This window comes from Aureimonas sp. SA4125, assembly GCF_019973775.1.
GTDB lineage: Bacteria > Pseudomonadota > Alphaproteobacteria > Rhizobiales > Rhizobiaceae > Plantimonas.
In genome coordinates this window covers 1503445-1530324 of sequence record NZ_AP025032.1, presented here as the reverse complement: position 1 = coordinate 1530324, position 26880 = coordinate 1503445, and the positions used below count along the sequence as shown (strand labels likewise).

Here is a 26880-nt window from a genome sequence, read left to right as displayed (position 1 = left end):
TTGTGCCTCCTTATGCGGGCGGCCGAAACCTCCTAGATCAGGGACGGATCCGGCGGGAGGAGACGTAGCATGATCTCGATACCGCGGCACCGGGCTGATGCTGCCGCAGGTGCCGGGAGAATCAGAAAGCCCGGGCTGTCGTGCCTGACCGTCGGCAGGGCTGCTGCTTCCACCGTATTCCATCCCGGGAAGGCAAGAGCCGCCCCGAAACAGAGGAGTTTCCATCCATGACCACTCGTCGCCAACTGCTCATCGGCGCGGCCATCGCTCCGATTGCCCTGAAACTGTCGATCCTGCCCGCTGCCGCACAGGCGCCGGCAAGCAGCACCACGCAGGTCGTTGCCTTGCAGCGCGTCCAGGCCGGCAAGGCCGTGGTGACGGCCATTTCCGACGGCTTTCTCCAGATCGATGTCGCCTATCTCTCCAACATCACGCCGGAAGCCGCGAACACGGTACTGGCGGAGGAGTTCACCAAGGCGTCGCCCGTCACCACGGGGGTCAACACCTATCTCGTCACCGTGGACGGGAAGAACATCCTCATCGACACGGGCGGGGCCGGCTACGCGCCGGAACTCGGCGCACTGTCCGCGGGCCTCGCTGCGGCGGGCGTCGCGGCGTCCGACATCGATGCGGTTCTGTTGACGCATCTCCACGTCGACCACATCGGCGGCCTCGTCGTGGACGGAAAGGCGGCCTTCCCGAACGCCGATCTCCACGTTCACGCCAACGACGTCGCCTATTTTGCCAGCGCCGAGCAGAGGGCAGCTGCGCCGGACGCGTTCAAGTCCTTCTTCGACCTGGCGCAGGCAGCGCTGGCCGCCTATGGCGACCGGGTGAAGACGTTTACGGGAGAGGTCGAGGTCGTGCCCGGCATCCGGTCGCGCGAGTTGTTCGGCCATACGCCGGGCCATTGCGGTTTCGTCATCGGCGAGGGCGAGGATGCGCTCTTCATCTGGGGCGACATTGTTCATGTCGGGCCTGTCCAGATGGCCAAGCCCGACGTCGGCATCGCCTTCGACGTCGACGGCGCCATGGCCATCGCGACCCGCCAGCGCATCCTCGAAGAGGTCGCGCGCGATCGCACCCGCATCGCCGGCATGCATATCAGCTTCCCCGGCATCGGACATGTCCGCAAGCTCGCGGCGGCGGAGGGTTACGACTTCGAGCCGTCCGACTGGACCTACGCGATCGAATAGGCGGACGTTTCGAGCGTCCTGGCATGGATCTTCGCGCTGCGCGCGAGGATGACGAATTGGATCGTCGGGGCTCGTTCGCAGTGCGCAAACCTCCTTCCTGTCGTCATTGTCGGGCTTGACCCGACAACCCATGCCGAAGCGCAGGAGAAGCGGCTTCGGGTCAGGATGCTGCGCTTCGCGGGCTGAGGCCGCGCAGCGCCACAAGGCTCATGATCCCGGCATCGAGCCGGGATCACGCACTGAGACCGGATGACGCCCGACCGACAGAGGCTGCAGTTCGGGCAAGCGGGAGCACCACCGGACGGCTTCCGCCGATGACACAGCCTCCATTGGCGACAGAGCGTCACCATGGCGAAGACGCACACGAGGGCCCCTGCCGCTCGTATCGCCGGGGCCGCGCCCCCATGTAGGGCCTCCCGCGTCCTCCGTGGCGCGCAACATCAAAGGCATCCCCATGAAAGCCATGGCTCTCGGCTCCCCCGCCGGACTGGACACGATCACGCTTGCAGACCACGCCGACCCCGGCCAGCCCAAGGCGGGCGAGATCCGCGTCGCGCTGCACGGCGCTTCGCTCAATTTCCACGACCTCGGCGTCGCCACGGGCCGGATGCCGTCCGAAACCGGTCGCATCCTCCTGGCCGACGGCGCGGGCGTCGTCGAGAGCGTCGGTGCCGGCGTGACGGAGTTCAAGGCAGGCGACAGCGTCGTCTCCTGCTTCTTCCCGGACTGGCAGGACGGCACGCCGACCATCGGCAACTTCGCCCGCACGCCCGGCGACGGCATCGACGGATTCGCGCAGGAATTCGTCGTCCTTCCCGCGACCGCCTTCACCCACGCGCCCAAGGGCTACGACGCGGTGGAAGCCGCGACGATCACCACGGCCGGGCTTACAGCCTGGCGGGCCCTCGTCACCGACGGACAGCTGAAGGCCGGCGACACCGTGCTGCTGCTCGGCACCGGCGGCGTCTCGATCTGGGCGCTGCAGATCGCCAAGGCGTTTGGCGCGCGCGTCGCCATCACCTCCTCGTCCGACGAGAAGCTCGAGCGGGCGAAAGCCCTCGGTGCCGACTTCACGCTGAACTACCGGTCGCAGCCGGCCTGGGGCAAGGCCATCTGGGACTGGACAGGCGGTCGCGGCGTCGACCACGTCGTCGAGGTCGGCGGTCCCGGCACGCTGCCGCAGTCGATCGAGGCCGTGCGCGTCGGCGGGCACATCTCGCTGATCGGCGTCCTGACGGGCGGCGCCGGCGAGGTGCCGACGGCAGCCCTCATGGGCAAGCAGGCGCGCCTGCAGGGTCTCATCGTCGGAAGCCGACGCGAGCAGCAGGATTTCGTCCGCGCCCTGGAAGTGACGGGCATCCGTCCCGTCATCGACCGCCGCTTCGGCCTCGAGGAACTGGCGGAAGCCTTCCGCTACGAGGAAGGCGCGAGCCATTTCGGCAAGATCGGCATCGCCTGGTAGCCGACTTCTTCCCGCGGGATGGCATTTCCTCGAAATGCCGTCCCGCGGGAGTGCTTTGGCCTCGCAGAGTTTTCAGCGAGGCGGCAGCCCGCCTTTCCGAAGATGCTCTCGCCGGCCCTCAGCTCGGACATGTCTCCGCACCCGCCGTCACGGCGCGTTCGCGGCGGGCCCGGGCGCCGGCGACGAGCGACCAGACATAGATCACCACCGCCACCCAGATCAGCGCGAAGGCGACGCCCTGCCATGCCGAGAATGGTTCGCCGAAAGCGAAGACGGCGGTGAAGAACAGCGCCGTCGGCGCGATGTACTGCAGGATGCCGATGGTCGAGTAGTCAAGCCGCTTTGCGCCCGCGGCAAATAGGATCAGCGGGATCGCCGTCAGCGGTCCGGCACAGATCAGCAGCCAGGCTTCGCTGGGATTGCTGACGAAATGACTGGTGCCCGCACTGAGCGTCCAGGCGATGTAGGCAAGGCACGGCACCGAGAGAAGCACGACCTCGACGAAGAAGCCTTCCGTCGGCCCGATCGGCAGGATCTTGCGGAGCAGGCCATAGGTGCCGAAGGAGAAGGCGAGGACGAGAGAGATCCAGGGCAGGCCGCCGGCCTGGACCGTCAGCACGGCGACGGCGAGCGCCGCGAGCGCGATCGCCACGCCCTGCCAGCGCGTCGGCCGCTCGCCGAGGAAGATCGCCCCCATCACGACGTTGACGAGCGGGTTGATGTAGTAGCCGAGCGCGGCGTCGAGCGTGCGGTCGGTGAGAATGGCGTAGACATAGACGCCCCAGTTCACCGAGATGATGCTGGCGGTGACGCTGGCGAGAAGGAGTGTGCGCGGCGAGCGGAAGATCGGTCCGAGATTGGCGAGGCCCCCGAGCCACCAGAGGATCAGGGCCGCGAAGGGCACGGCCCAGACGATGCGATGCGCCACGATCTCCAGCGCCGGCACGTCGCCGAGAAGCTTCATGAAGGCCGGTAGCATCAGCCCCCAGATCAGGTAGGCTGAGGTCGCGAAGACGAATCCGCGAGACTGTTCGGAAGTGTCTGCGGCCATGAGAATTCGTCCTGGGAATGCCGGCGTGCGCTTCAGCACCTGTTCCGCCCGGATAGGGGCTGCCCAAAACGAATGCAAGCCTGAGCGCTCGTGCGACAGACGCCCCGGTTCAGCACCGGTCGGCGAAACCGTCGGTGGCGGCGATCAGCCGGTCGAGGATGCCCGGCTCGGAATAGACATGGCCGGCCGCCTCGACGAGATGGAACTCGGCTTCCGGCCAGGCCTGGTGCAGGTCCCAGGCAGTGACGGGCGGTGTCGCCATGTCGTAGCGGCCCTGGATGATCACGCCGGGGATGGGTCTCAACCTCTCCGCGTCGCGGATCAGCTGCCCCTCCTCCATCCAGCCGGCATGGACGAAATAGTGGTTCTCGATGCGGGCGAAGGCGATGGCGAAATCCTCGTCGCCGAAGGGAGCGCTGGTCGCGGGATCGGGCAAGAGCGTCAGCGTCTCGCCTTCCCAGAGGCTCCAGGCGCGCGCCGCCTCGATCTGCGCCGCGCGGTCCTCGCCGACAAGGCGGCGTCGATAGGCGGCGATCATGTCGCCGCGCTCGGCCTCGGGAATCGGCGCCTGGAACCGCTCCCACTTCTCGGGGAAGAGCAGCGAGGCCCCGTACTGGTAGTACCATTCGAGCTCGGAGCGGCGCAGCGTGAAGATGCCGCGCAGGATGATCTCGCTGGCGCGGCCTGGATGCGTCTCGGCATAGGCGAGTGCCAGCGTCGAGCCCCAGGAGCCGCCGAAGACGAGCCAGGACGGAATGCCGGCCATCTCGCGCAGCCGCTCGATGTCGGCGACGAGATGCCAGGTGGTGTTCGCCTCGAGGCTCGCATGCGGCAGGGAGCGTCCGCAGCCGCGCTGGTCGAACAGCAGCACGTCGTAGCGCCGGGGGTCGAACAGCCGGCGATGGCTCGGGCTGCAGCCCCCGCCGGGGCCGCCGTGCAGGAAGACGGCGGGCTTGGCGCCCGGCGTGCCGACGCGCTCCCAGTAGAGGGTATGGCCGTCGCCGACATCGAGCATGCCGCGATCATAGGGCTCGATCTCGGGATAGAGCTGGCGAAGGTCGCTCATGCGGCGGGCCCCGCCGGATACTCGCAATCGTCGGTGTCGTGGTCGGGGTGCTGGTAGGAGACGAGGGTGGTGAGCATGTCGTGGTCTTCCTCGTCGTCCATCGTGCCTCTGGCGGGCAAGGCGGCCAGCCGGTCGACATAGGCGAGCTTGGCCTCCGTGCCGAACTGGATCTCCGGCGCGATGGCCTCGGCATCGTCGAAGGCACCGATCGCGAGCGCTGGACCTGTCGGCGCCTCGTAGGTGAGCGGCGTGCCGCAGGCGGCGCAGAAGCCGCGCCGGACGTGGTTGGACGACTGGAAATAGGCCGGCGCCCCGCGCGTCCAGGCCTGCGTTTTCCAGTCGAAGGCGACCAGCGGCGCGTAGAAGCTGCCGAACGCCTTCTGACACATGCGGCAATGGCAGATCGAGGCGCGGCCGAGCGCGCCGTCGATGCGAAAGCGCACCGCGCCGCACTGGCAGCCGCCGGTGTAGTGGGGCTTGTTGTCGAGCGTCATGCCTTTTCCTCCTGCAGGACCGGTGCCGCGCCCGGAGCGCCGGAGAAACGATGCGTCGCCGCAAGGAGTTCGGCAAGGACGCCCGGTTCGGAAAAAGCGTGGCCGGCCCCCTCGACCATGCGGTAGTCGGCCTCCGGCCAGGCCCGGTGGAGGGCCCAGCTCGTCGCTGCCGGGGTGACGACGTCGTAGCGGCCCTGGACGATGGTGCCGGGAATGCCGGCGAGACGTCCGGCATCGCGCAGGAGCTGGCCCTCCTCCAGCCAGAGGTCGTGCAGGAAGTAATGGTTCTCGATCCGGGCAAACGCGATGGTGCCGTCGCCGGCGCTGGCGCCGGGGGCGCCCATGCCGCTCTTCAGCGTCACCGTGCGTCCCTCCCAGCCGGCCCAGGCCGCGGCGGCACGGGCGCGGACGTCGCGATCGGCATCGGTGAGACGCGAACGGAAGGCGGCGATGAGGTCGCCGCGTTCGGCCTCGGGGATCGGCTCGATGAAATCCGCCCAGCGGTCGGGAAAGAGGAGGCTCGCCCCGCTCCGGTAGAACCAGTCGAGTTCCTGGCGCCGCCCGGTGAAGACGCCGCGCAGGATCATCGCCGAGACGCGCTCGGGATGCGTCTCGGCATAGGCGAGCGCCAGCGTCGCGCCCCAGGAGCCGCCGAAGAGGAGCCAGGTCTCGACCCCGATCAACTCGCGCAGGCGCTCCAGATCGGCGACGAGGTGCCAGGTCGTGTTGGCCTCGAGACCGCCGACGGGCGTCGAGCGGCCGCTGCCGCGCTGGTCGAAGAGAAGGACGTTGTAGCGCTCGGGGTCGAACAGGCGGCGATGATGCGCGCCGGCGCCGCTGCCGGGACCGCCATGCAGGAACACGGCCGGGCGCCCTTTCGGATTGCCGCAGAGCTCCCAGTAGAGCGCGTGGCCGTCACCGACGTCGAGCCGGCCGCAGGCATAGGGCTCGATCGGTGGAAAGGCTTTCGGCGCCGCACCGGGTTCATGGCTCGGCGGCACCGCAGTCGCGGAAAGGGCGGCGATGTTTCTGGTCTGTGTCATGGCTTCGTCATCGCGGATCGCGACGGTGGTGACAAGCCGGGCCGACGGACGTTATTCGACCCGTGGCCCAGCAGAGCCCGGCCTTTGCGCCTTCGCCCCGGCGCAAGGACCCCGGTGGAGCCCTTCCTGTCGAAGCCCCGTGTCAGTCGCCGGCGACGAAGAATTCGAGCTTGCCGTCCGGCGAAATGCCGGCGCGATAGAAATTGTACGCGCCAAAACTCAGCATTTCCTGGTAATCGCCGGCGGTGACGAGTTCGAACAACTCGACCTGCTGCGGCTTGGTCAACTGATCCAGCGGCACGCCGGTGAAGTAGGGCCAGACGAAGATCTCGGCGTCGTTGCCGACGTCGTTGTGGACGTGGCCGGCCTGAAGGATCTCCAGGAGGATGGCCAGTGTCTCGACGCCCTCCCCGTCGCCGGAAGCAGACTTCAGGAACTCGATCGGATCCTCCGCGGCGCCGCCGAAGGTTACGGTCGTGCCGTCCTCGCCCAGCTCCAGATAGGGCCTGAGCGCCTCGATCTCGCCTGCCTTGCAGATCTCGATCAGCCGCGCGCGAAGGTCGCGCACGGGTTTGGGCAGGTCGGCATCGCCGTAGAAGATCTCGGCCGGCGGAACGGGCGGCGTGACCGGAAGCGCGTCGCCGGATGTCTGCGTCCCCGTGGCGGGGTCGTCAGCGTCGGACGCCTCCGGCAAGCCCGGCGCCGCGCCCGGGGCCGGGCCGGTGGTCGGTGCGGCTGCGTCCGTCGCCGGCTCCGCCGGATCCATGGCGGGAGGCGTGGGTGCCCCGCCGGACGTGGCCGGCGTCGTGGCCGGCGTGGTGGCCGGGCTGGCATTTCCCGGAAGCGGTGCCGGCGTCGTCGGCAGGACTGTCGTCGGCGCGGCCGCTGGCGGCGATGCGGCCGGCGGCGTTACGATCGACGGCGTCGGCTGGCCGGAACCGGCGGGTGTCGTCTCGGTGGGTGCAGCACCGGTCGCGGGCGTGGCCTCAGCGTCCGCGGCGCCCGCTGGTGCCGCGATCGGTGGCAGGGGAACGGTGACGATCCCCTCCTTTTGATTCGGCGTGCCATCCTCGGAGCCGATCTGCGAGAAGGCCGCAGCACCCCCGGTGGCGGCCAGGAGCCAGATCGCTGCCGCGATCGGCAGCCAGGCGTCGGTCATTCCCGGAGACATGAATCCCTTCCCTGTCGCATCCGGCGTCCGGGCGCCCCGCGCCCTAATGCAGGCCTCGGTCGGAACGGAACTCGCCGAACTCGATTCGCTGGCGAAGCCCGTCGAGAAGCTCCAGCACCTCGCCCTCGCCGTGCAGGCGAACGAGCTCGGTCAGTGCGGTGGAAATGGCTGTCTCTGCCAGGATCTCGGCCTCGATACCGTCGGAGATCCCGTCGGCCCAGGCCTCGTTGTGGTATTCGAAGGCGACCTGCTTCTTCTCGGCTTCGATCATCGCGTCGAGCTCTGCACTCTGCAAATCGACCATTCGCATTCCTCTCATTTAGCCTTTCGGCTTCACGTGTCGTTAAGGTCCTAACACGATCCGATCAGGAGGATTCGTTCGAATCTTCCGGGTCGTTACCGAATAGTTAATTCCCGTACCTTGCGCTGATCTCTCGGCTGAGACGGGCGCCCTCGCTCTGGTAGCGCGTCAGCGCGACGCCTGCGGCGGTCGTGCAATTGCGGTAGGTCGACTCGAAGGATCGGTAGCCCTCGTTGAAGGCGGCGATCAGGATTTGCCGGTCGGCCACGTTGGGCGCGAGGGTCGTCAGAATCTCGTTCATCTTGTCGCGCCAGACCTCCGCCTTGTCGTCGCCGCATAGCTTCCTGAGAAAATGCACCGACCCCATGATCGACGACAACCGCCCCAGCGGCTGCATGTAAGGCGCCCCGGTAGGACGCACGGCGGCAGGCTCCGCCGGCTCTGTTTCGTCCCCTGCCGCGGCCAGCAAGAGGATCGCCCCTCGCGCCTCGGCCCTTCTTTCGCTCGCCCCCGCATCGGGCTGCAGCAGCAATGACGCGGTCGCCAAAGCCAGGAACATCACGCATCGACCGGTCATCATCTTGCAGAACACTCCCGCCTCGTTAACGGAATTGCAAGAATTGGTGTCGGCACCGTGACGCATTGGCCAAAAGGTGCGCCATTCCCGCAACATGGGCCGGATCAAGCGAAAAAGCTCAAAGGCCGAGGAGATGGGAACGGTGGGCGCTCTCGACGATGGCGCGCAGCCCCGGCGTCAGCATCTTCTGCTCGTCCAGGCCAGCGAGATCGGCGATGTCGACGAAGCGGCAGGACGCGGCATCATCGCCCGCAACCGGATCCTGCCCGACCGGGATCTCCCGCGCGCCCCGGTGGACGGCGATCACCGCATGGATATCGGGCTCCACCACCTCGTGCAGGCAGAAGAACGGATAAATCGGCACGTCGAGGCCCGTCTCCTCCAGCACCTCGCGCCGGACCGCCGCTTCCAGCCGCTCGCCCAGGCGCAACCGGCCGCCGGGCAGGCTGAGGAGGCCGGCATAGGGCTGATCGCGCCGTGCGACGAGCAGAACCTTGCCGGCGCGAAACAGGCAGGCGGAGACGCCGAGGATGGGGTGCGTGTCGGTCATGCCACCGAGGTAACACGGGCGGCGGGATTGGCAAGGGCCGAACGCTCGGCCGGATCCGGTCGCCCCGTGGCTTGCCGGCCAATCCCGGGCGGTCCGCCCGCGCCGCCCGCTTGACAGTCATCGGCCTTCCCCCGCTGATCGCTGCGATGTGCTCGCGCTTCACCCTCACCGCTTCTCCTGCCGAGACCGCCGCCCTCCTTGGCCTTGGCTGCGTCGAGCCGTTCCCGCCGCGCTACAACATCGCCCCGGCGCAGCCGATTCTCGTCTGTCTCGGCGGCGCGGAAGACCGGCCGGATGCCGGACGCCCGGGCCGGACCTCCCTCCTGGTGCGCTGGGGCCTCATCCCCGGCTGGGTGAAGGACCTGAAGGGCTTTCCCCTGCTGTTCAACGCCACGGCCGAGATGGCGGCGGAAAAGAACGCCTTCCGCGCCGCGCTGCGCTATCGCCGCTGCCTCGTTCCGGCGAGCGGCTGGTACGAATGGTCGCGCGATGGCCGCGGCCGCAAGAAGCAGGCCTTCTTCATGAAGCCGCGGACGGTGGGGCCGATCGCCTTTGCCGGCCTCATGGAAACCTGGCTTTCGCCCGACGGCTCGGAAATCGACACGGCCGCGATCCTCACCACCGCCGCCAGCGCCGCCCTCGCGCCGGTCCGCGACCGCATGCCCGTGGTGCTGGATCCCGCCGATTTCGCGCGCTGGCTCGACTGCCGCACCTATGATGCGGACGGTGTCGACGATCTCCTGCGCCCGGCGCCGGATCGCCTGATCGAAGCGGTTCCCGTGTCCGACCGGGTGAACCGCATCGCCGATACGAGCCCCGAGATCCAGGCGCCGCTTGCTCCGGCACCGCCGCCCGGCGATAAGACGAGGGATCATCCGGATCAGGCGAGCCTGTTCTGATCCGCCCGTCTTTGTCTGCCCAACGCCCCGGAGCCTCCCCCGTGAACATCGATCTCCTGAAGCGCCTCTGCGAGACCCCCGGCGTCGCCGGCCGCGAGGAGCGCGTCCGCGACCTCATCGCCGCCGAGGCCGCATCGCTGTTCGACGACATCCGCACCGACGCCATGGGCTCGCTCGTCTGCACCCGCAGGGGCAAGGGCAAGCACCCGGAAAAGATCATGCTCGCCTGCCACATGGACGAGATCGGCTTCATCGTCAGCCACGTCACCGACAAGGGATTCCTGCACGTCCAGCCGCTCGGCGGCTTCGATCCGCGCAACCTCTTCTCGCGCCGCGTCCTCGTCGTCACCGACAAGGGCGACCATCGCGGCGTCATGAATCCCGAGGGCAAGCCGATCCACATCCAGGCCGCCGAGGACCGCAAGAAAGTGCCCGAGCCCGGCGACTTCATCATCGACACCGGCCATGGCGCGGCCGCGAAGGACATCTTCCGCGTCGGCGATACCGTGGTGATGGACGAGCCCTTCATCGAAATGGGCGACAAGCTGGTCTCGAAGGCGCTCGACAACCGCGTCGCCTGCTGGCTCGGTCTCGAGGCCGTGCGCCGGCTCGTCGCCAAGGGGCGCAGCCATGACTGCGAGCTCACCGTCGCCTTCACCGTGCAGGAGGAAGTGGGCCTCCGCGGCGCGCGCACCGTGGCCTTCCAGGTGAAGCCCGACATCGGCATCGGCGTCGACACGACGCTGTGCTGCGACACGCCGGGCGTGCCGGAAAAGGACCGCACCACGGTCAGCGGCGCCGGGTTCGGCCTCCACATCAAGGACGGCTCCTTCATCGCCGACACCGCCCTCGTCGCCGAGTTCGAGGCGCTGGCGAAACAGAAGGACATCCCCTTCCAGCGCACCGTGCTGGCCAGCGGCGGACAGGACGGCGCGGCCCTCCAGCAGGCGGCCAGCGGCGCGCGCGCGATCGGCATCGTCGTCGGCACCCGCTACATCCACACCGTGACCGAAATGGTCGACCGCACCGATCTGAAGGCGGCGCGGGACATTTTGACGGCGTTCATCGCCGCGCACTGAGGGCGGAACCGGCGCGGCACGGACTTGCCGCCGCACCGGTCCGCACGATTGCCGAGCGAACGCCGTGATCGACCCTTCCGCCGCTTCGCTTCACGATGTCTCGCCCGACAAAAACCGCTCGACCGGAGGAAGGGAACCCGCCGGATCCTCCTCGAACGGCAGATGGCCTGTATCCGGCAGGCGCACCAGCGTGGCATTCGGCATGAGTCGCAGATAGTCCGCCGCGTTCGTGATCGGGATCATCCCGTCCCCTTCGCCCCACAGGAGAAGCGTCGGGGTCTGGATGCCCGAAAGGATCGGGCCGGGGTCTTTGAGGATCGTCTGGCCCATTCGGGCAAGGATCGCGGGCCGGACGCCGGGCGCCAGCATCATGTCGCGATAGCGCGTGACGGTCGCCTCGCTCAGCGCCTCCGGCCGCGCATAGGCGGCAGCCAGATTGGCCTTCAGCAGGCCGCGCGGCGCGACGTATGGAAGGGCCCGCATCATCGGCGGGATGTCGGCGGCCTTGCCATACTCGAAGCCCGGGCTGGCGAACCCGTCCGGGGCGACCAGCACGAGGCGCGAGACCCGATCGGGACGAAGTGCGGCAAAGGTCCAGGCGATGCGCCCGCCGAGGGAATTGCCGACGAGGCTGGCGCGATCGAGACCAAGCTGATCCATCAGGCCGAGCAGGACCTGCATCGCCCGCGCGTCGCGATAGTCGCCCGTCGGGTCGGCGCCGGTCAGGCCGAAGCCCGGCAGATCGAAGCGTATCACCCGCAGACGCGCCGACAGGGCTTGTGCCCAGGGCTCCCAGGTGTCGAGGCTGGCGCCGAATCCGTGCAGAAGGATCACCGCCGGCGCCTCGCGCGGACCGGTGTCCCGCACACGCAGCCGCACCCCGTCGACCACGAGGTAATCACCGGGATAGGCGGCTTCCAGCTCGGCGCGCGGCTTGTCGGGAGCATGGAGGAAGACAGCCGAAGCGACGATCGCGACGACGGCGATGCCCGCAATCCAGGCAAGGATCATCTTCATTCTCTTCATTCTTCCGGCCGGGATCGCGGCTGCGCGTCCTTCGTTCACCTGCGCGAAGGGCCTGCAGCCTAACTCCCGGAGCGACAGGCGCAAGCCGAGGATCTGTCGCCTTCGTCGCGATGGCCTCGAGGCGCCGGTTCTGAAGACGGCGTGGTCGCCTCGGTCCGGCGGGGCGGCGCCGGCGAGGACGGCGCGGTAGAAGTCGAACAGCGTCTCGCTTCCCGTGGACGGCGTGGCGTCCGCATCGTAGCAGCCGGTTTCCGGGTCCAGCACCAGCATCGATTCGGTGGCATAATAGCGGCCGATGCGGGCGAGTTCCGCCTTGTCGGCCAGCCGCGGCACGACGCGGCCGGCGGCCGCGAGCCCCGCGGCAACGACATCGAGCAGCGCCACGGGAACCGACCGGAAGCGCGCCGGGCGCTGCATGAGCGCGAACAGCGCTTCGCCCTGTTGCCGCGGCGTGATCGCAGGGCCGGGGCCGCCGATGGGCAGAATTCGGTTCCAGCGATTCTCGGTGTCGAGGCAGCCGGCGATGTAGTCCGCAAGGTCCGCGTCGCTGATCGGCTTGCACGCCGTCAGAGCGCCATCTCCGAAGATCAGAAAAGGGCGATTGTTGCGCACCCGCTCGATTTGGCCCGACAGCGATTTGAAGAAGGCGGTCGGCCGCACGATCGAATAGCGCAGGCCGGAGGCGATCAGCGCTCCCTCGAAGGCCAGCTTGGCCTGCTGGAAGGCGAGCAGCGGCCTCTGCACGCAGATGGCCGAGAGCAGGACGAACTGGCCGACCCCCGCGCGCTTGGCGGCGTCCAGCACGTTCATGTGCGCGCGATGGTCGACGGCCCAGGCGTCTTTCGGGGCGCCGGTGCGCGAAGCCATGCACGATATGACGGCGTCGAAGCGATCGCCCTCGAATCCGTCGCGGCGCAGCGAAACCGGATCGGCAGCGTCGACCCGCTTGACGGTCGCGCCTTGAAGCTGCCGTGCGCTTTCATCCGGCGACAGCGCTCCACCGGTGCCGGGATGCGCTCTGACAAAACAGACCACCTCGTGACCCCGCCGGACCAGCGCGGCGACCGTGGCGCGGCCGATGGTTCCCGTGGCGCCCAGCACGCAGACCCGCTGACGCCCGGGGCCCGGAGGATATGGCGTCCCGGTGTCGGCATGAGGCTGCATGGTTCATCGGTTCCATGGTCAGGAGGTCGTGCCCTGGAAAAGCCCTTCCAGGCCAGGCGGAGCAGATGGGCGATCGTTACGGCGGCACGGGGCATCCGGCTGTCCTGATTATGGGACGGATAGGCTGAAAGCTCCAGCTTTCGGCATCGTCCGGCCATGCCCGGCTCGAAAGTCGGGTTGCAGGCCCGACCGCCCCGAAAGCCGCCGGTCCGCTCCTGGCGGGCTCTACGGTTCTCCCGGTATTGAACAAAGGGAAGCTTCGGGTGGCGACGAAGGCGCTCTGCATGGCCATTCAGGGGTCGAAGCCAGCCCTTTGCCCCGATAGCTTTTGCCATCCGATCTCCGTAAAGCGGCAGCGGAGGCCGGTGCCGCGGGACCGGCACGGTGCTCGTGAACCCGCGGGCCCGGATGGGACCCCGCCCGCAAGGAAGCATCATGCTGGAAGCAGCCCTCCGCGGCTTTGTCCTCGGTCTCAGCCTGATCGTCGCGATCGGGGCGCAGAATGCGTTCATCCTGGAGCGGGGGCTGGTGCGCAGCCACGTCTTCGTCCTGTGCCTCGTCTGCGCGCTGGCGGATGCCCTGCTGATCGCGGCGGGCGTCGCCGGGCTCGGCACGCTGATCGCGGCGCGGCCGAACCTGATCCTCGCGGTGACGATTGGCGGTGCGCTGTTTCTGGCAGCCTATGCGGCGATCGCGCTGCGCCGGGCGCTGCGGCCGGACGCCATGGTCGTGCGATCAGGCCGCGCGATGACGCTGAGGACCGCGCTCGGCACGGTGCTGGCGCTGACCTTCCTCAACCCGCATGTCTATCTCGACACGGTGGTGCTGCTCGGCAGCCTGTCGGCGCGCTATCCCGACGAATTACTTCGAATTGCTTACGGCTCAGGCGCCATGACCGCGTCGTTTGTGTGGTTCTTCGCGCTCGGCTACGGGGCGCGATTGCTCGCCCCGCTCTTCGCCAGACCGTCCGCCTGGCGCATCCTCGATGGCCTCATCGCCCTCGTGATGGCGACGCTGGCGCTTAGCCTCGTCGCCAGCGTGTTCTGACGCCGGCCGAAGAGGCCAGCGCCGCCAGTCGCTTGACGCTTAGTCGGCGTAGGCTTCGACCGTCGGGCGACGGATCTCGACCTTCTTGGCCGCAGAGCCGCGAAAGGACTGGTTGGCGGCAGCGATGGCGGCAATGCCGATCGCGCTGTATTTCGCCAGGAGGTCGACATCGCCGGCGCGCTCGCGCTTGGAGCGGAACTGGGTGGTGGTCTCGGTCATGTTGCTTTCCATTCAACTTAAGGCACTGGCGAGATAAGACTGCGATTGAGACAGTTTAGCGGCGAAATCCAACTAAATCTTGCGCACGAATTTTTACAGTCAGTATTGAATCCGTTAAGTGACCGAAAAGCGACAATTGTCCGTATTCATGGTGAACGAAGCCTGAACGAGGCCCGACCTGCCTGAGGCCGCCTATTTGTCAATGCGCAGATTTCAGGGTAGCGGCTCTGGCGACCGGCCCGCACCGCACATGACGGACATGTGCAAGGCGGATCGCACGAGAAGGAATTGAGGCGATGGACGACGGATTTCGCGGCCTGCGGCTGACGAACACGATGACCCGGGTGAAGCAGGAATTCCGGCCGCTCGACTGGCAGGACGATTCGATTCCCGCGGCGGACAAGCGCGTGCGCCTCTATGTCTGCGGACCGACCGTCTACGACTTCGCCCATATCGGCAATGCGCGGCCCGTCATCGTGTTCGACGTGCTGTTCCGGCTGCTGCGCCATCTCTACGGCGCGGAGGCCGTCACCTATGTCCGCAACATCACGGACGTCGACGATAAGATCAACGCGCGGGCCGCGCGCGACTTTCCGGGCCTGGCCCTGAACGAGGCGATCCGCCGCGTCACCGAAAAGACCGCCGCGCAGTTCCAGACGGACGCGGCGGCGCTGGGCAACCTCGCCCCGACGCACCAGCCGCGCGCGACCGACTTCGTCGCCGCGCGCGGCGACGGGGGGCCCGACATGGTGTCGATGATCGCGGCGCTCATCGACAAGGGGCATGCCTACGAGGCGGGCGGCGAGGTGCTGTTCGACGTCGGCTCGATGCCGGATTATGGCAGGCTCTCCAACCGAAAGCTCGACGAGCAGCAGGCCGGCGCGCGCGTCGCCGTCGACGCGCACAAGAGGAACCCCGCCGACTTCGTGCTGTGGAAGCTCTCGGATGACGACGAGCCGGGCTGGGACAGCCCCTGGGGCCGCGGCCGGCCGGGCTGGCACATCGAATGCTCGGTCATGGCCGAGGCCTATCTCGGCAAGACCTTCGACATCCACGGCGGCGGGCTCGACCTCATCTTCCCCCACCACGAGAACGAGATCGCCCAGTCGCGCTGCGCCCATGGCACGGCCGAGATGGCGCAGCTGTGGATGCACAACGGCTTCCTCCAGCTCGAGGGGAAGAAGATGTCGAAGTCCGACGGCAACTTCATCACCATTTCCGAGCTGTTGGAGACGGAACTATTCGGCGGACGGAAATGGCCCGGCGAGGTGCTGCGGCTGGCCATGCTGATGACGCACTACCGCGAGCCGATCGACTTTTCGGTGAAGCGGCTGGAGGAGGCGGACGAGGCGCTCTCCGCCTGGCGCCGCGCGGTCGACGGCGTCGAGGCCTCGCAGCCGTCGCAGCGCTTCGTCGAGGCCTGGGCAGACGATCTCGGCGGCTCGGCGGCGATCGCGGAACTGCACGCCCTGCGCAAGAGCGACCCTTCGGCGCTGAAGGCGTCGCTGGCCCTGATCGGCTTCGCGCTGGCACCGGCCGCCCTACCTGCGACGACGGTGTCCGCCGATACGATCGCGGCGCGGATTGGCGAGCGGCTGGCGCTGTTCAAGGCGAAGGATTTTGCCGCCGCGGACGCCATCCGCGACGCGCTTCTGGCCGAAGGCATCCAGCTGAAGGACAGCAAGGACCCCGCCACCGGCGAGCGCGTCACGACTTGGGAAGTGAAGCGCTGAGGCCGCTCCCCACCGGGAGAAGATGGCGCGAAGCGCCGAATGAGGGGCAGCGCCGAACCAGCCTGGCACCGGCGCTCCCCTCTTCCGGCTACTCGATCCCGCTCGCATCCTCCGGGGCGAGACGCGGGTCTCGCCCGTCCTTCGGGCCCCTCACTCCGGCAGCCGCTGATCGTACTCGGCCTTCAGACGCGTCCATGCGTCCCAGAACGGTCCCGGCTCCCGTCCCGTCGCGCGGGCGACGAGGATGTCGAGATGCGCGTGCCAGCCGGCGCTGACATTGAGAAGAGTGGGGCGATCCGGCAGGCGGCGGTGGACCAGCGTCAAGAGCACCTTCTCGCCTCTCGGCTCCAGCGTGAAGGAGACGCCGCCGGTATTGCCCCAGCTGATCGACAGGCTGCGGGGCGGATCGATTTCGGTGATGCGGCCCTCCAGGCGGTGCTCATCGGATGCCCCGGCCGGACGCTGGCCGGGAGAGTCGGTCAGCGCGTCGTTGCGCCAGACCAGTTCGAAGGGCGCGCCGACTTCCAGCGTCATGTCGCCCGCCGCCAGCCACTGCCGCCGAAGCTCGCTTTTCGTCAGATAGTCCCAGACCCGTTCAACGGGGCCCGGAAGGAAACGCTGGATCTTCAGCGTGGCGGGCTCGGTCAGCACGCCATGGGTGTCGATCGGGGTGAGCTCGTTCATGGGATATCTCCTTTCACGGGTTGGGTCACAGGTTGGGGCACGGGTTCAGTTTTCCGGGCATCCTCCTCGCGGAGGAGCCGGTCCAGGGCATCCAGACGCTCGGTCCAGAAGGTTTCATAGAAGCCCAGCCAGGCATGGGCGCTGGCGAGTGGCCCAGGTTCGAGCCGGCACAAATGGGTGCGGCCGCGCACCTCGCGGCGAAGCAAGCCGGCGCTTTCCAGCGCCTTGATGTGTTTCGAAGCGGCGGCCAGCGAAATCGCGAAGGGCTTTGCCAGTTCGCCCACCGTCTTCTCGCCGCCGGCCAAAGCGCGGATCATGCGCCGGCGGGTCGGGTCGCCGAGAGCGTGGAAGAGGGAATCAAGATCGGGAGCGCTATGTTCAACCATAGGGTTGAATATGGATACCCACATCCGAATAGTCAACCGATTTATTGAATGTTCGGATGGGTTGTCGTCTTTCCCCGGCTGCCCGTCTCCGGGACCTGACGGCTGCCTCTCCCGAACAGGGCGGCGCGCAGCGTTCCAAATCTCCGGAGACAAGCTCATTGCGACGGCAAAGCAGGCTGCGGCGATGCGAGAGCGCGGTGCATTCGTGCCGGCATGCCGGAAGATGCCGTCGACAGGTCCGCTATCCCGGAAGCTTCGACTGGCAGTTGGATGCGTTCGCGCTGTGGCGACACTCTGCTTCAGCGAAGCTCCACCACCGCTGCCGATGAGAAGAGGGTCAGGTTACAATTGGGCCGGTCGCTGCATGGCGAAAAGCGATCATTTAACATGCGCGACCGGCGGCTCATCTTCGTCCATGCCGATCGACGCTTCGACCGCCTCCGGATGGCGAAAGATCGTCCAGAGCAATGTCGTGGCCGCCGCATCCGGCTCGGACCGGCCCTGTTCCCAGTTCTCGACCGTCGAGACGTCTAGGCCGAAGCGCAGCGAGAAGGCTTCCTGCGACAATTGGCGACGCTCTCGGACGGCACGCACGTCGATCCGAGCCGGAGCGTGCCGCCGCGCCAGAACACCAACAGATGCCAGTTCGCTCTTGAGAAACGTCAGGTCCTCGACGGAGGGCACTGTGACATAAGCCCTTCCGCGATCGGCGAGTTCGGTCAACGCGGCATAGGCCGTGCGAAGCGAGAGATGCCGCCGCGCAAGGATGCGGGCCGCTTCAGGCGTGTTAGCGCTTGAGTCGGGTGCCAGGCGAAGGCTCAGACGCTCGGGCGATCCGCCAGCTACGCGGTCGACGTCCCGGATTTGCACCCGTGGTCCGTATCGCTCCGTGAAGGTTGATTTCGTCGACATCCAGTCTCTCCGCAATCAGCCGGCCGATCCGCCGCAGCGTCGACCATCCCCATCGGGTCTCGGCATTGCCTCCGACATGCAGCCCGTGCACCTCTATCGAGCGGGGCAAAACGCGAACTTCGGCCATCAGGTCGAGGGTGCCTAGCGGCGTGATCACTTGTATGAGGAAGATCGGGTCCTCGCTCAAATGGTCGTCGATGCTGATCTCGATCTCATCAACTTTCACGCAGAAGCCCTACGCAAGTTGCGCATATACTTGGTCAGGCCAGTGACGCTGTCAACGAGGCCGACCCCTCAGCCGCGCAGCAGCGCCTCGCCGAACCGCAGCGCCTCGCCCTGCCCGCCCTCGACGATCTCCCCCTCCCACATCACGGTCTTGCCTCGCACGATCGTGCCGACCGGCCAGCCGGTGACGGCCTTGCCGTCATAGGGCGTCCACTGCGATTTCGAGCCGATCCAGGCGTTGGTGATGGTTTCGCGGCGCTTGAGGTCGACGATGGTGAAGTCGGCGTCGTAGCCGCAGGCGATGCGGCCCTTGCCCGCGATGCCGAAGATGCGCTGCGGGCCGGCCGAGGTCAGGTCGACGAAGCGCTGCAGCGACAGGCGGCCGGATGCCACATGGTCGAGCATGATCGGCACCAGCGTCTGAACGCCGGTCATGCCCGAGGGCGAGGCCGGATAGTCCTTCTGCTTTTCTTCCAGCGTGTGCGGCGCGTGGTCGGAGCCGAGAACGTCGATCACCCCTTGCGCGATGCCCTGCCAGATGCCGTCGCGGTGGCGGGCGTCGCGCACCGGCGGATTCATCTGCAGCAGCGTGCCGAGGCGGGCATAGTCGTCGGCCGACAGGGTCAGGTGGTGCGGCGTCGCCTCGGCGGTGGCGACGTCCTTGTGCGCCTGCAGGAAATCGATTTCCTCGGCCGTCGAAATGTGGAGGACGTGGATGCGCGCGCCGACCTCGCGGGCGATGCCGACGAGGCGCCGGGTGCACATCAGCGCCGCGATCTCGTCGCGCCAGACCGGGTGCGACGCGGGATCGCCGGGGATGCGCTCGCCCAGCCGTTCGCGCAGGCGAAATTCGTCCTCGGAGTGGAAGGCGGCGCGCCGGCGGGTGCGCTTCAGGATCTCGCGGACGCCGTCGTCGTCCTCGACGAGGAGGCTGCCGGTGGACGAGCCCATGAACACCTTGATACCGGCCGCGCCCGGCAGGCGTTCCAGCTCGGCGACGTCGGCGGCGTTCTCGCGCGTGCCGCCGACCCAGAAGGCGAAGTCGCCATGCATGCGGTGGTGGCCGCGCGACACCTTGTCGGCGAGCGCCGCCTCGCTCGTGGTCAGCGGATCGGTGTTGGGCATCTCGAAGACGGCGGTGACGCCGCCGAGCACGGCGGCGCGCGATCCCGATTCGAGGTCCTCCTTTTGGGTCGGGCCGGGCTCGCGGAAATGCACCTGGCTGTCGATGACGCCAGGAAGGATATGGAGGCCGGTGCAGTCGGTTACCTCGCCCCCCGCTTCCGGCGCGATCGTGCCGATATGGGCGATGCGGCCGGCACGGATGCCGATGTCGCGCAGGCCCTCGCCGTCCTGGTTGACGACGGTGCCGCCGCGCAGGACGCGGTCGAAGGTCGGAGTGGACAAGAGCGTGATCCTTGCTTGTTCCTCGGGTCCTTGCGGCTTAGTTAAGCCGGGAGCCACTGACAAGCTACGTCACAAGCCACGTAGCCAGCCATGGGCGAAAACGGCGAAAGCGAGTTCCATGCCCTACGCCCGACTGCCGGACCGCGCGGTTCTCGATCTGACCGGCGAGACGGCCGAACCATTCCTGCAGAACCTCGTCACGTCGGATCTCGATCTCCTCGGGCCGGATGAAGCCCGACCCTCGGCGCTGCTGGCGCCGCAGGGAAAGATCCTGTTCGATTTCCTGGTGAGCCGCCTCGACGGAGGCCTTCGCCTCGACGTCGCGGCGGGGGCGCGCGAGGCATTGGTAAAACGCCTGACGCTCTATCGTCTCAGGGCAAAGGTCGCCTTCACCGCCGCCGACATGCCCGTCTTCGCCCTCTGGGACGCGCCCGACGCCGCCGCCCCGGTCGACCGCCGTTTCGTCACCGGCACCGTGCGACGCTGTTATGGCGAGGCGCCGGCCGGGCTGGAGGAAGCGTCGCCGGACCACTTCGAGGCCCTGCGCCTGCGCGCGGGCGTCGCCGAGGCGGAGAGCGACTTTCCCTCGTCGGAGATGTTCCCGCACGACGTGCTGCTCGACCAGAACGGCGGCGTCTCGTTCAAGAAGGGCTGCTATATCGGCCAGGAAGTGGTGTCGCGCATGCAGCACCGCGGCACCGCGCGCCGGCGTATCATGCTCGTCCAGGCCGATGGCCACCTGACGCCGGGCGCCGTGATCCTTGCGGGCGAAAAACCGATCGGCACCGTGCTCTCGGCCGTCGCCGGCGAAGGCAATGATGGCGGCGAAGGCATCGGCCTCCTGCGCATCGACAAGCTCGCCGCAGCCCTGGCGGGAGACCTCCTGCTCTCGGCCGACGGCGTGCCGGTGGAGATCGCCATCCCCGCCTGGGCCGGCTACGATCTGCCCCTGCCCGCCCCCCTCGACGGGGACGAGGCATGAGCCGCGCGAAGGCCCCGCCCCGTGTCTGGCAGCGCATGCTGTCGGGAAGGCGGCTCGACCTCCTCGATCCCTCGCCGCTCGACGTCGAGATCGAGGACATCGCGCATGGGCTTGCCCGCGTCGCCCGCTGGAACGGCCAGACCTCGGGCGAACACGCCTTCTCCGTCGCGCAGCACTCGCTGATCGTCGAGGCGCTGGTGGCGGAAAAGGAGAGCGATCCGCGCTGGCGCCTGGCAGCGCTGCTGCACGACGCGCCGGAATATGTCATCGGCGACATGATCTCGCCCTTCAAGAGCGTCATGGGCGGCGACTACAAGCTCGTTGAGGAGCGCCTGCAGGTGGCCGTGCACCGCCGTTTCGGCCTGCCGACACGACTGCCACCAGCCGTCGCCAAGGCGATCAAGGCGGCCGACCGGCTGTCGGCCTATTTTGAGGCGACACTGATCGCCGGCTTTCGTGCCGACGAGGCCGCGGCCTTCTTCGGCGCGCCGAACGGCGCGTCGCTGCCGGCGAGCGACTTCGCTGCCCGCCCCGCCGGCGACGTCGGCCGCGCCTTCATCGCGCGCTTCGAGGCGCTGGACGGCCTGGTGCATCCTCCCGTGGCCGCGACCGTCGCGCGATGACGCCGTTTGCGCGGCAAGACCCGCCTCACCGTTCTTCCCTGTCCTTCTCGAGCGCCGGTCTGTCCCGGCTTTGCCCTCGCCGGAGCGCCCCATGACCTATCTCGTCGTCTCGTCGCTTGCCGATCTTCCGGCCACCGTCGCCCACCACGGCGCGCTGGACCTGGTGACGCTGATCAATGCCGACACCGTGGTCGAGCGTCCCGTCAGCATCGCCGCCGAGCGCCACCTGTTTCTCGGCATGAACGACATCATCGCTCCGATCGACGGCATGACGGCGCCGGCCGAGGATCATCTCGACCAGCTTCTCGCCTTTGGCCAGAAATGGGACAGGACGTCGCCGCTCGCGGTGCACTGCTGGGCCGGCATCAGCCGCTCGACGGCCGCCGCCTACATCCTGGCGCTCGCGATCAACGCCGAGCTCGACGAGGCGGCACTGGCGAACGAACTCCGCCGCCGCGCGCCCTCGGCGACGCCCAATGCAAGGCTGGTGGCGCTCGCCGATGCCAGGCTCGGGCGCGACGGGCGGATGATCGCGGCGATATCGGCCATCGGGCGCGGCGCGGATGCCTATAGCGGCACACCCTTCATCCTGCCGCTGATGCTCTGAGCGCAGCGGCAGGACGGCGGTGCCAAGTCGGTCCCGCGTCAGCCCTTCGGCTGGTAGACGTTCGCCTCGCCCGGAAACGCCTTCGTGCGCACCGCCTCGGCATAGTCTTCGACCGCCGCGGTGATCGCATCGCCGACGGCGCCGAAACGGTGGACGAAGCGCGGCACGCGGGGCGAGAGGCCGAGCATGTCTTCGAGGACCAGGATCTGCCCGTCGCACTCGGCCGAGGCGCCGATGCCGATGGTCGGGATGTCGAGGCTTTCGGTGATCCTCACCGCCAGCGGCTCGACGACGCCTTCGAGGACGACGGCGAAGGCACCGGCCTCGGCCACGGCGGCGGCGTCCGCCTCGATCGCCGCCCACTCGGCCCGCTCGCGCCCCTGCGTCTTGAAGCCGCCAAACGTGTTCACCGCCTGCGGCGTCAGGCCGACATGGGCCATGACGGGAATGCCGCGCCTCGTGAGGAAGCGGATCGTCTCGGCCATGTGGGCGCCGCCCTCGAGCTTGACCGCGCCGCAGCCGGTCTCGGCGAGAATGCGCGCCGCGCTGCGGAAGGCGGCTTCGGGGCTTTCCTCATAGCTGCCGAACGGCAGGTCGACGACGACGAGTGCGCGCGACGAGCCGCGCACGACGCTGGCGCCGTGCAGGATCATCATTTCCAGCGTCGCCGAGAGGGTCGAGGGCAGGCCATGCTCGACCATGGCGAGGCTGTCGCCGACGAGGAGCAGGTCGCAGAAGGGATCGACGAGGCGGGCGGTGGCGGCGCTGTAGCTCGTCAGCGTCACCAGCTTCTCGCCGCCCTTGCGGGCTCTTATCGAGGGCGCGCTCTGGCGCTTGGTGCTGATCTCGGCGCTCATGCCGTTCTCCTTGCCTGGTTTGCGCCGGCGGCGCCGTGGATCTCCCGCTGGTCGAGCAGAAGGACGCCGCCGAGCGGCACGGTGACGAGGACCACCACCGGCGTCTCTCCGATCATGCCGACTTCCGAAAGCGTACCGGCTTCGCGCAGGTCGACCGTGGGCGTGCCCGCCCGCTTCTCGCCGGCGATCATCTGCCGGACGGCGTCCGCCACCTTGTCGCTATCGCGCTCGCCGCCCGCCACCAGGGCCTCGGCAAGGTCCAGCGCCCGTGAAACCACGGTCGCCGCATGGCGATCCGCCGGCGACAGCCTTGCATTGCGCGAGGAGGCGGCGAGCCCGTCCGCCTCGCGCACCGTCGGCACGCCGACGATCGCGATGTCGAAGGAGAGGTCGCGCACCATGCGGCGCACCACCGTCAGCTGCTGGAAATCCTTCTCGCCGAAATAGGCGCGGGTCGGCTGGACGATGTTGAAGAGCTTCGCCACCACCGTCGCGACCCCCTGAAAATGCCCCGGCCGCTGCGCCCCGATGAGGATCGTCGACAGCGGCGCGACATCGATCGTCGTCGCCATGGGCTCGGGATACATGTCGTCAACCTCCGGCGCGAAGACGATGTCGACGCCGTGCGCGGCACAGAGCTTCAGGTCGCCGTCGAGATCGCGCGGATAGATGTCGAGATCCTCGTTCGGGCCGAACTGCGTCGGATTGACGAAGATCGAGACGACCACGATGCCGTTCTCGCCCCGCGCCCGGTCTACCAGCGCCATGTGCCCGCGATGCAGATAGCCCATCGTCGGCACCAGCCCGATCGACTGCCCCTCGCGGCGCGGCGCGGAAAGGGCCGCGCGAAGATCGGAGATGCGGCGGATCAGGGTCGGACGGGTCATGATTCCAGACGGTGCCAATGCTTTCGGCACGCTTTGCCATTTTTGCAGGCGTTCGTCACGCGGCAATGGCGGGGGGATGTGGCGTGCGACTGGTAGTCCGTCGAGGGACGATAGGCTGCGTCCAATGCCTAGGCTGGTTTTTTCGAAGGCATGGATCCATTGGTCGGCCAGGTCGAAAGTGCCTGCCCGGCAACAGCCTCCAGCGCGTCTCGACTGAAGCCGGCCTTCGCCTGCACCGCCATTCCGTGCGTGACCGCCATGACAAAGGCGGCAAGAGCGTCGGCGCTTGCCGTCTCCGGCAGGTCGCCTTCCGCCTTCGCCCTTTCGAAACGTTCACGCAGTCGTTCCTGGGCTTCCGCGCGATAATCGATCAGGGCCTGTCGTACGGGTTCCGCCTCGTCCGACGCCGCCAGAGCTCCATTTAGCGCAAGGCACCCCCGACGGTCGGCAAACCGAGTATTATGCTCCGCAGCGTTCAGCAGGATGTGCGCGGCGACCTCCCGTGAAGTCGGCAGTTCGAGCGCCTCGCCGACGTAGCCGAGGTAAAGCTCATCGTAGCGCCTAAGGGCCTGATGAAAGAGCGCTGCCTTGTTACCAAAGGCGGAATAGAGGGAGGGCCTCTCGACGCCGGCCGCCTTGGTGAGGTCCGCGTATGACGTGCCTTCGTATCCCTTGCGCCAGAAGACGCAAAGCGCCGCGTCGAGCACCTTGTCGAGGTCAAACTCGCGATGGCGGCCCATCAGCACGATCCAATCTTTTTCATAACGATCATTCCTAAACGTCTTGACAGCCTATGTCGATTTTCATACTGACCGTTATTGTAACGATTGTTACGAAATCGCACCCCGATTGGCCGATGAGATCGGGCGTGTCCTGATCGCAAACGAAAAAGGTATGTCATGTCGAAGACACTGAAGGGTAAGGTCGTTCTCATCACAGGCGGCTCTCGTGGTCTCGGCGCCGCGACGGCGGAAGCATTCGCAGCGCACGGCGCGGATGTCGCCATCAGCTATGCCGCCTCTGCCGATAAGGCGGACGCCGTCGTCGCGAAATTGAAGGCAAAAGGCGTTCGCGCGATCGCCATCAGGAGCGATCAGGCCGATCTCGCTACCGCCAAGCCGCTGATCGAGGCGGTCATCGCGGAATTCGGCAAGCTCGACATTCTCGTGAACAATGCCGGCATTGCGATCCAGGGCCAGCTCGTGGACGACCCAACCCTCGATGGCGACAACTACAATCGTCAATGGCAGGTCAATGTCCTCGGCACCATCGCGAACACGCGGGCGGCAGCCCCAAAATTGAGCGACGGCGGTCGCATCATCTTCATCGGCTCCCTCCTTGGCTCCTACGTGCCCTTCGCAGGCGTCGCGGACTATGCGGGAACCAAATGGGCGCTTGCCGGCTATGCCAAGGGTATCGCGCGCGACCTCGGCCCTCGCAACATTACCGTGAATGTCGTGCAGCCCGGTATCATGCCGACAGATATGGCAGCGGATGTCGCCGGCGAGCTGCCGAACCGCGACGCGATTCTCGATATGCATCCGATCCGCCGCATCGCGACCCTCGAAGAAGTCGCGGAAAGCGTTTGCTTCCTTGCAGGTCCCTCTGCCGGCTACATCAATGGCGAAACCCTGAACATCGCCGGCGGTCTCGGAATCTAGTCGCCAAGGGTCCGGCGGCTGAACCCAAAGACCGGAATGGGCCATCAAAGGATCAGACGGCTCCGGGACAGCTTCGAGCGATTTCCGGAGCCGATTTGTCTGCAAACAGCGCCGCCACACGTCATTTCTGACTTCAGCCGGGTCTCTTATCGCAATGTCGGCTTGTGGCCCTGAAAACGGCTGCCGCCGGACCCGCCCCCATCACCAGCATTGATCCCTCCCATCACCCAAACGCGCTTGCCCCGCCATCGCCAGCAGCTAAACATCGGCGTCCGCCCCCGCTGGAGCCCGCCCCATGACCCTTCCCGCCCCCGACCGTGCCCCCGCGACCGTGCCCTGGCTCGCCATCACGGCCGGCTGCCTGATCGCCATGCTGACCTTCGGGCCGCGCTCGGCGATCGGCTTCTTCCAGCTGCCGATGCTCGCCGACAAAGGCTGGAGCCGCGAGGATTTCGCCATCGCGATCGCCATCCAGAACCTCTTCTGGGGCGCCGGGCAGCCATTGTTCGGGGCGATCGCGGACCGTTTCGGGACCGCGAAGGTGCTGGTTCTCTCGGGCGTCCTCTATGCGACGGGCTTGGCGATCACAGCCTTTGCGCCCTCGCCGCTCTGGCTGACCATCGGCTCGGGCGTGCTCGTCGGCCTTGCGGTCGCTGCCGGCTCCTTCGGCATCGTTCTTGCGGCCTTCGCGCGGCGGGTGGCGCCGGAGCAGCGCTCCTTCGTCTTCGGGCTCGGCACGGCGGCAGGCTCGCTCGGCATGTTCGTCTTCGCACCGCTCAGCCAGGGACTGATCGACAGTTTCGGCTGGGCCGATTCGCTCCTGGTGCTCTCGGCGATGATGCTGCTCGTGCCGGTGCTCGCCATCGGCCTGCGCGGCAATGGCAACAGGCCAAAACTCGGCAAGGCCGAGATCGAGCAGACGATGGGGGCAGCGCTGCGCGAGGCGTTTGCCACGAAGAGCTATCTCCTCCTGACCTCCGGCTTCTTCGTCTGCGGCTTCCAGGTGGCGTTCATCACGGCGCATTTTCCCGCCTACATCGCCGATCTCGGCATCGCCCCGGTCTGGGCGGTGACGGCGCTGGCGCTGATCGGCTTCTTCAACGTCATCGGCTCGATCGCCTCGGGCATGATCGGCCAGCGCTATTCCAAGCCGATCTTCCTGGCGCTGATCTATCTCGGCCGCTCGGTGGTGGTGACGGTGTTCATGCTGGTGCCGGCCTCGCCGGCGACGGTGGTGGTCTTCGCCATTGTCATGGGACTTCTCTGGCTCTCCACCGTGCCGCCGACGAACGCGCTCGTCGCCATCATGTTCGGCACGAAATATCTCGGCCTGCTGGGCGGCCTGGTCTTCTTCTCGCACCAGATCGGCTCGTTCCTCGGCGTCTGGCTCGGCGGCAAGCTCTATGCGCAGACGGGGAGCTACGACGTCGTCTGGTGGCTCGGTGTCGGCATGGGACTCTTCGCCGCGATCGTCCACTGGCCGATCCGCGAGGCGCCGGTCGAGCGGGCGCTGGCGCCGGCCTGATCCAGGCGGCACGGCGGGACGCGGGCCCTACCCTCACGAACAACGG

Annotated in this window: 27 protein-coding genes and 2 pseudogenes; 11 read left to right on the top strand and 18 right to left on the bottom strand. The window is 67.5% G+C overall.

What is annotated here, in order from left to right; genetic code table 11:
* Positions 1-227: 227 nt before the first annotated feature.
* Both Sa4125_RS07010 and Sa4125_RS07005 read left to right on the top strand, forming a co-directional pair.
* Positions 228-1196: an MBL fold metallo-hydrolase gene (locus Sa4125_RS07010; RefSeq protein ID WP_224005263.1), complete on the top strand. Its 969-nt coding sequence runs from the start codon at positions 228-230 to the stop codon at positions 1194-1196.
* A gap of 454 nt (positions 1197-1650) precedes the next feature.
* Entirely contained in the window at positions 1651-2658 is a 1008-nt protein-coding gene (locus Sa4125_RS07005) for an NAD(P)-dependent alcohol dehydrogenase (RefSeq protein WP_224005260.1), read from the top strand.
* A gap of 118 nt (positions 2659-2776) precedes the next feature.
* Here the strand turns inward: Sa4125_RS07005 and rarD are convergent, their stop codons facing one another.
* The 8 genes from rarD to Sa4125_RS06965 form a co-directional block, all read right to left on the bottom strand.
* Positions 2777-3709 (bottom strand): EamA family transporter RarD, encoded by a 933-nt coding sequence (gene rarD / locus Sa4125_RS07000; protein WP_224005256.1) that lies wholly within the window; start codon positions 3707-3709, stop codon positions 2777-2779.
* A 109-nt stretch (positions 3710-3818) separates the two neighbouring features.
* A complete protein-coding gene (pip, locus tag Sa4125_RS06995; RefSeq protein ID WP_224005252.1) occupies positions 3819-4775 on the bottom strand; it encodes a prolyl aminopeptidase in 957 nt (318 codons plus the stop codon).
* On the bottom strand, positions 4772-5269 hold the full coding sequence (locus tag Sa4125_RS06990; RefSeq protein ID WP_224005250.1) for a GFA family protein: 498 nt from the start codon (positions 5267-5269) through the stop codon (positions 4772-4774). Before Sa4125_RS06990 ends, pip (Sa4125_RS06995) begins: the two co-directional genes overlap by 4 nt.
* Positions 5266-6312, bottom strand: coding sequence for a prolyl aminopeptidase (pip, locus tag Sa4125_RS06985; protein WP_224005247.1), 1047 nt, complete (start codon positions 6310-6312; stop codon positions 5266-5268). Before pip (Sa4125_RS06985) ends, Sa4125_RS06990 begins: the two co-directional genes overlap by 4 nt.
* Before the next feature lie 142 nt (positions 6313-6454).
* Positions 6455-7483: a hypothetical protein gene (locus tag Sa4125_RS06980; RefSeq protein ID WP_224005244.1), complete on the bottom strand. Its 1029-nt coding sequence runs from the start codon at positions 7481-7483 to the stop codon at positions 6455-6457.
* 43 nt (positions 7484-7526) lie between these two features.
* A complete protein-coding gene (locus tag Sa4125_RS06975) occupies positions 7527-7793 on the bottom strand; it encodes a hypothetical protein (RefSeq protein WP_224007613.1) in 267 nt (88 codons plus the stop codon).
* Between the two features lie 97 nt (positions 7794-7890).
* The gene (locus Sa4125_RS06970) at positions 7891-8364 is read right to left on the bottom strand and encodes a TIGR02301 family protein (protein WP_224005241.1); all 474 of its coding nucleotides are present in this window, start codon (positions 8362-8364) and stop codon (positions 7891-7893) included.
* Positions 8365-8479: 115 nt separating this feature from the next.
* Positions 8480-8911: an NUDIX domain-containing protein gene (locus Sa4125_RS06965; RefSeq protein WP_224005238.1), complete on the bottom strand. Its 432-nt coding sequence runs from the start codon at positions 8909-8911 to the stop codon at positions 8480-8482.
* Between the two features lie 110 nt (positions 8912-9021).
* Here Sa4125_RS06965 and Sa4125_RS06960 point away from each other — a divergent pair, with 110 nt between their 5' ends.
* Both Sa4125_RS06960 and Sa4125_RS06955 read left to right on the top strand, forming a co-directional pair.
* A complete protein-coding gene (locus Sa4125_RS06960) occupies positions 9022-9810 on the top strand; it encodes an SOS response-associated peptidase (protein ID WP_224005235.1) in 789 nt (262 codons plus the stop codon).
* A 41-nt stretch (positions 9811-9851) separates the two neighbouring features.
* Entirely contained in the window at positions 9852-10889 is a 1038-nt protein-coding gene (locus Sa4125_RS06955; RefSeq protein ID WP_224005232.1) for a M20/M25/M40 family metallo-hydrolase, read from the top strand.
* 90 nt (positions 10890-10979) lie between these two features.
* On the opposite strand, the pseudogene Sa4125_RS06950 reads toward Sa4125_RS06955, so the two are convergent.
* Positions 10980-11717 (bottom strand): annotated as a pseudogene (locus Sa4125_RS06950) (alpha/beta hydrolase); the annotation flags it as partial.
* A gap of 330 nt (positions 11718-12047) precedes the next feature.
* Positions 12048-13016: pseudogene (locus Sa4125_RS06945) on the bottom strand (NAD(P)H-binding protein); the annotation flags it as partial.
* 498 nt (positions 13017-13514) lie between these two features.
* Here Sa4125_RS06945 and Sa4125_RS06940 point away from each other — a divergent pair.
* On the top strand, positions 13515-14126 hold the full coding sequence (locus Sa4125_RS06940) for a LysE/ArgO family amino acid transporter (protein ID WP_224005229.1): 612 nt from the start codon (positions 13515-13517) through the stop codon (positions 14124-14126).
* Between the two features lie 39 nt (positions 14127-14165).
* Here the strand turns inward: Sa4125_RS06940 and Sa4125_RS06935 are convergent, their stop codons facing one another.
* Positions 14166-14345 (bottom strand): hypothetical protein, encoded by a 180-nt coding sequence (locus Sa4125_RS06935; protein WP_224005226.1) that lies wholly within the window; start codon positions 14343-14345, stop codon positions 14166-14168.
* A 296-nt stretch (positions 14346-14641) separates the two neighbouring features.
* Here Sa4125_RS06935 and cysS point away from each other — a divergent pair, with 296 nt between their 5' ends.
* Positions 14642-16078 (top strand): cysteine--tRNA ligase, encoded by a 1437-nt coding sequence (cysS, locus tag Sa4125_RS06930; RefSeq protein ID WP_224005223.1) that lies wholly within the window; start codon positions 14642-14644, stop codon positions 16076-16078.
* 150 nt (positions 16079-16228) lie between these two features.
* On the opposite strand, the gene Sa4125_RS06925 is transcribed toward cysS, so the two are convergent.
* The 4 genes from Sa4125_RS06925 to Sa4125_RS06910 form a co-directional block, all read right to left on the bottom strand.
* On the bottom strand, positions 16229-16762 hold the full coding sequence (locus tag Sa4125_RS06925; RefSeq protein ID WP_224005220.1) for an SRPBCC family protein: 534 nt from the start codon (positions 16760-16762) through the stop codon (positions 16229-16231).
* Positions 16759-17148: a metalloregulator ArsR/SmtB family transcription factor gene (locus Sa4125_RS06920; protein WP_224005217.1), complete on the bottom strand. Its 390-nt coding sequence runs from the start codon at positions 17146-17148 to the stop codon at positions 16759-16761. The genes Sa4125_RS06925 and Sa4125_RS06920 overlap by 4 nt, the downstream gene beginning before the upstream one ends.
* A 378-nt stretch (positions 17149-17526) precedes the next feature.
* On the bottom strand, positions 17527-18060 hold the full coding sequence (locus Sa4125_RS06915; RefSeq protein WP_224005214.1) for a helix-turn-helix domain-containing protein: 534 nt from the start codon (positions 18058-18060) through the stop codon (positions 17527-17529).
* 294 nt (positions 18061-18354) lie between these two features.
* On the bottom strand, positions 18355-19692 hold the full coding sequence (locus Sa4125_RS06910; protein WP_224005210.1) for a dihydroorotase: 1338 nt from the start codon (positions 19690-19692) through the stop codon (positions 18355-18357).
* Positions 19693-19810: 118 nt separating this feature from the next.
* Between Sa4125_RS06910 and Sa4125_RS06905 the strand changes: the two genes are divergently transcribed.
* The 3 genes from Sa4125_RS06905 (at position 19811) to Sa4125_RS06895 (ending at position 21904) form a co-directional block, all read left to right on the top strand.
* Entirely contained in the window at positions 19811-20674 is an 864-nt protein-coding gene (locus Sa4125_RS06905) for a folate-binding protein (RefSeq protein ID WP_224005207.1), read from the top strand.
* Entirely contained in the window at positions 20671-21297 is a 627-nt protein-coding gene (locus Sa4125_RS06900; RefSeq protein WP_224005205.1) for an HD family hydrolase, read from the top strand. The genes Sa4125_RS06905 and Sa4125_RS06900 overlap by 4 nt, the downstream gene beginning before the upstream one ends.
* A 91-nt stretch (positions 21298-21388) precedes the next feature.
* Positions 21389-21904: a tyrosine protein phosphatase gene (locus tag Sa4125_RS06895; protein WP_224005203.1), complete on the top strand. Its 516-nt coding sequence runs from the start codon at positions 21389-21391 to the stop codon at positions 21902-21904.
* A gap of 38 nt (positions 21905-21942) precedes the next feature.
* Here the strand turns inward: Sa4125_RS06895 and panB are convergent, their stop codons facing one another.
* From panB to Sa4125_RS06880, 3 genes are all read right to left on the bottom strand, one after another.
* Positions 21943-22761 (bottom strand): 3-methyl-2-oxobutanoate hydroxymethyltransferase, encoded by an 819-nt coding sequence (gene panB / locus Sa4125_RS06890; RefSeq protein ID WP_224005201.1) that lies wholly within the window; start codon positions 22759-22761, stop codon positions 21943-21945.
* Positions 22758-23648 (bottom strand): pantoate--beta-alanine ligase, encoded by an 891-nt coding sequence (gene panC / locus Sa4125_RS06885; RefSeq protein ID WP_224005198.1) that lies wholly within the window; start codon positions 23646-23648, stop codon positions 22758-22760. Before panC ends, panB begins: the two co-directional genes overlap by 4 nt.
* 128 nt (positions 23649-23776) lie before the next feature.
* On the bottom strand, positions 23777-24388 hold the full coding sequence (locus tag Sa4125_RS06880) for a TetR/AcrR family transcriptional regulator (RefSeq protein WP_224007607.1): 612 nt from the start codon (positions 24386-24388) through the stop codon (positions 23777-23779).
* A gap of 159 nt (positions 24389-24547) precedes the next feature.
* Between Sa4125_RS06880 and Sa4125_RS06875 the strand changes: the two genes are divergently transcribed.
* Complete coding sequence (locus Sa4125_RS06875; RefSeq protein ID WP_224005195.1) at positions 24548-25309, top strand: SDR family oxidoreductase; 762 nt, start codon at positions 24548-24550, stop codon at positions 25307-25309.
* Between the two features lie 295 nt (positions 25310-25604).
* Positions 25605-26834 (top strand): MFS transporter, encoded by a 1230-nt coding sequence (locus tag Sa4125_RS06870; protein WP_224005192.1) that lies wholly within the window; start codon positions 25605-25607, stop codon positions 26832-26834.
* The last annotated feature ends 46 nt before the right edge of the window (positions 26835-26880 follow it).

Excerpts from the sequence above, each read along its gene's own strand:
- Sa4125_RS07010 (WP_224005263.1), top strand. The coding sequence starts at position 228 with ATGACCACTCGTCGCCAACTGCTCATCGGCGCGGCCATCGCTCCGATT.
- Sa4125_RS07005 (WP_224005260.1), top strand. The coding sequence starts at position 1,651 with ATGAAAGCCATGGCTCTCGGCTCCCCCGCCGGACTGGACACGATCACG.
- rarD (WP_224005256.1), bottom strand. The coding sequence starts at position 3,709 with ATGGCCGCAGACACTTCCGAACAGTCTCGCGGATTCGTCTTCGCGACC.
- pip (WP_224005252.1), bottom strand. The coding sequence starts at position 4,775 with ATGAGCGACCTTCGCCAGCTCTATCCCGAGATCGAGCCCTATGATCGC.
- Sa4125_RS06990 (WP_224005250.1), bottom strand. The coding sequence starts at position 5,269 with ATGACGCTCGACAACAAGCCCCACTACACCGGCGGCTGCCAGTGCGGC.
- pip (WP_224005247.1), bottom strand. The coding sequence starts at position 6,312 with ATGACACAGACCAGAAACATCGCCGCCCTTTCCGCGACTGCGGTGCCG.
- Sa4125_RS06980 (WP_224005244.1), bottom strand. The coding sequence starts at position 7,483 with ATGTCTCCGGGAATGACCGACGCCTGGCTGCCGATCGCGGCAGCGATC.
- Sa4125_RS06975 (WP_224007613.1), bottom strand. The coding sequence starts at position 7,793 with ATGCGAATGGTCGATTTGCAGAGTGCAGAGCTCGACGCGATGATCGAA.
- Sa4125_RS06970 (WP_224005241.1), bottom strand. The coding sequence starts at position 8,364 with ATGATGACCGGTCGATGCGTGATGTTCCTGGCTTTGGCGACCGCGTCA.
- Sa4125_RS06965 (WP_224005238.1), bottom strand. The coding sequence starts at position 8,911 with ATGACCGACACGCACCCCATCCTCGGCGTCTCCGCCTGCCTGTTTCGC.
- Sa4125_RS06940 (WP_224005229.1), top strand. The coding sequence starts at position 13,515 with ATGCTGGAAGCAGCCCTCCGCGGCTTTGTCCTCGGTCTCAGCCTGATC.
- Sa4125_RS06935 (WP_224005226.1), bottom strand. The coding sequence starts at position 14,345 with ATGACCGAGACCACCACCCAGTTCCGCTCCAAGCGCGAGCGCGCCGGC.
- cysS (WP_224005223.1), top strand. The coding sequence starts at position 14,642 with ATGGACGACGGATTTCGCGGCCTGCGGCTGACGAACACGATGACCCGG.
- Sa4125_RS06925 (WP_224005220.1), bottom strand. The coding sequence starts at position 16,762 with ATGAACGAGCTCACCCCGATCGACACCCATGGCGTGCTGACCGAGCCC.
- Sa4125_RS06920 (WP_224005217.1), bottom strand. The coding sequence starts at position 17,148 with ATGGTTGAACATAGCGCTCCCGATCTTGATTCCCTCTTCCACGCTCTC.
- Sa4125_RS06915 (WP_224005214.1), bottom strand. The coding sequence starts at position 18,060 with ATGTCGACGAAATCAACCTTCACGGAGCGATACGGACCACGGGTGCAA.
- Sa4125_RS06905 (WP_224005207.1), top strand. The coding sequence starts at position 19,811 with ATGCCCTACGCCCGACTGCCGGACCGCGCGGTTCTCGATCTGACCGGC.
- Sa4125_RS06900 (WP_224005205.1), top strand. The coding sequence starts at position 20,671 with ATGAGCCGCGCGAAGGCCCCGCCCCGTGTCTGGCAGCGCATGCTGTCG.
- Sa4125_RS06895 (WP_224005203.1), top strand. The coding sequence starts at position 21,389 with ATGACCTATCTCGTCGTCTCGTCGCTTGCCGATCTTCCGGCCACCGTC.
- panB (WP_224005201.1), bottom strand. The coding sequence starts at position 22,761 with ATGAGCGCCGAGATCAGCACCAAGCGCCAGAGCGCGCCCTCGATAAGA.
- panC (WP_224005198.1), bottom strand. The coding sequence starts at position 23,648 with ATGACCCGTCCGACCCTGATCCGCCGCATCTCCGATCTTCGCGCGGCC.
- Sa4125_RS06880 (WP_224007607.1), bottom strand. The coding sequence starts at position 24,388 with ATGGGCCGCCATCGCGAGTTTGACCTCGACAAGGTGCTCGACGCGGCG.
- Sa4125_RS06875 (WP_224005195.1), top strand. The coding sequence starts at position 24,548 with ATGTCGAAGACACTGAAGGGTAAGGTCGTTCTCATCACAGGCGGCTCT.
- Sa4125_RS06870 (WP_224005192.1), top strand. The coding sequence starts at position 25,605 with ATGACCCTTCCCGCCCCCGACCGTGCCCCCGCGACCGTGCCCTGGCTC.